Origin of the sequence: Nonomuraea lactucae, assembly GCF_003313395.1 — a bacterium.
Taxonomy (GTDB): Bacteria; Actinomycetota; Actinomycetes; order Streptosporangiales; family Streptosporangiaceae; genus Nonomuraea; species Nonomuraea lactucae.
The window spans coordinates 1-1,915 of the sequence record NZ_QNFZ01000568.1 but is presented as its reverse complement, the minus strand read 5'-3'; the positions used below and the strand labels follow the sequence as shown (position 1 = coordinate 1,915).

Below are 1,915 nucleotides of genomic sequence, written 5' to 3'. Positions count from 1 at the left end.
GGGCGTGTCCGAGCGGGCCGCCGCGGACGCGGGACGGGCGCGGGACGGGCGCGGGACGGGCGCGGGACGGGCGCGGCTGATCGCGGGCACACGGTGACATGACCGCCTCCTCAACGCATAGGCTAGGTCCGATGGAGGAAAGAGGAGGCGACACGTGATCGAGCTCGAAGGGCTCCCCGAGCTCGTCGACCCGGTGCTCATAGCCGCGTTCGAGGGGTGGAACGACGCGGGCGAGGCCTCAAGCGGTGTGATCGCTCACCTCGAGTCCGCCTGGAAGGCCGAGCCGCTGGTGGCGCTCGACCCCGACGACTACTACGACTTCCAGGTGACCCGCCCGGTGGTCGAGATGGGCGACGGGCTGACGCGTTCGATCGTGTGGCCGACGACCAGGCTGTTCCACGCCCGCCCGCCGGGCGCCGAGCGCGACGTGGTGCTGCTGCGCGGCATCGAGCCCAACATGCGGTGGCGCTCGTTCTGCGCCGACATCGTCGAGGTCTGCCGCGAGCTGGGCGTGGAGATGGCGGTGATGCTGGGCGCGCTGCTCAACGACTCGCCGCACACCCGGCCGGTGCCCATCCTGGGCGGCGCCACCGACGAGGCGCTGGCCCGTTCGACCAACCTGGAGCTCAGCCGCTACGAGGGGCCGACCGGCATCGTCGGCGTGCTCCAGCACGCCTTCGGCGAGGCCGGCCTGAGCGCCGTCTCGCTGTGGGCGTCGGTCCCCCACTACGTGGCGCAGCCGCCCAACCCCAAGGCGACGCTCGCGCTGCTGCGCCGCATGGAGGACGTGCTGGGCATCCCGATGCCGCTGGGCGACCTCGACGAGGAGGCGCGGGCGTGGGAGCGCGGCGTCGACGAGTTGGCATCCCAGGACAGCGAAGTGGCCGAGTACGTCAAGGAGTTGGAGGACCGTAAGGACGCGGCCGAGTTGCCGGAGGCCAGCGGCGACGCCATCGCAGCGGAGTTCGAGCGCTATCTCAGGCGTCGCGACACAGACACTGACAGCTAACTTTCAGGAATTCGACGCCGCTCGTTTCCGGGGTTTCGGGTAATAATCGGGGCCGTGAAACGCTAAAAAGCAGCCGGTCCGATTCACGGGAAAACAAGACATCCCCCGACCGCCGCGACGTAACGCTGACCCCCCAAGTGACTGCGCACGTTAGGCACACCATGGTGACCTCCCATGTAGACCCGCACCAGCGAAGTCAGGACACCAGACGACGCGTTCTGGAAATGGCCCTCACCCTCCGGGACGGGCGGCCCGGAGGTTCGATAGAGCACTTCCTCGCCCTCCTGCAGTATCGTCTCCCGTTCTGGCTGAGCGTCCTGTACGACCTCTCTCACCGCGTCGGGCAGGGGCAGGTGAACGACAACCTGATCCCGATCGCGCGGGCGGGCATCGACTACTACCTGGAGGTCCAGTCGGCGGCCCTTCCGGCGTTCTCCTCGCTGAACGTGACCGCGCGCTTCCGCGACGCCATCAGGGACGCGGGGCTCGGCCCGGAGGCGGAGGTGGCGCCGCTGGCCGCCTACCTGCGGGGCGAGCAGCGGCTGGGGCGGGTCGCGGCCGGCGTCGATCCGGAGGCGAGCGCGCGGCTGCTGCTCGCGGGCTGCTTCTACCGGGCCAACATGGAGCTGATCGTCGGCGCCGACGACTTCCCGCCCAGGGACGCCGGCGCGGAGGAGATCGTCCGCGAACTCCGCCTGCGGCCCGTGCCCGCCACCTGACCCGGCCTGCCGGGACCTGACCCGGCCTGCCGGGGACACCGCTCCCGTACGCTCCCGTGCCGCTCGCACGGCTCCGTACGGGGACGCACCACCACGTCCGGGACCCGTCGGGGAGGTCACCCGGACCGCGCCGGCGCAGGCGCGCCGAGCACCGGCGCGGCGGCCGGGGACGGGCGGCCGGGGACGG

At 71.4% G+C, this 1,915-nt stretch carries 2 protein-coding genes; both read left to right on the top strand.

From position 1 onward, the window contains the following. The first annotated feature begins 154 nt into the window (after positions 1-154). The gene (locus DQW85_RS23685; RefSeq protein ID WP_113702275.1) at positions 155-1,009 is read left to right on the top strand and encodes a PAC2 family protein; all 855 of its coding nucleotides are present in this window, start codon (positions 155-157) and stop codon (positions 1,007-1,009) included. A 224-nt stretch (positions 1,010-1,233) separates the two neighbouring features. Beyond that, complete coding sequence (locus DQW85_RS23680) at positions 1,234-1,728, top strand: hypothetical protein (protein ID WP_113702274.1); 495 nt, start codon at positions 1,234-1,236, stop codon at positions 1,726-1,728. The last annotated feature ends 187 nt before the right edge of the window (positions 1,729-1,915 follow it).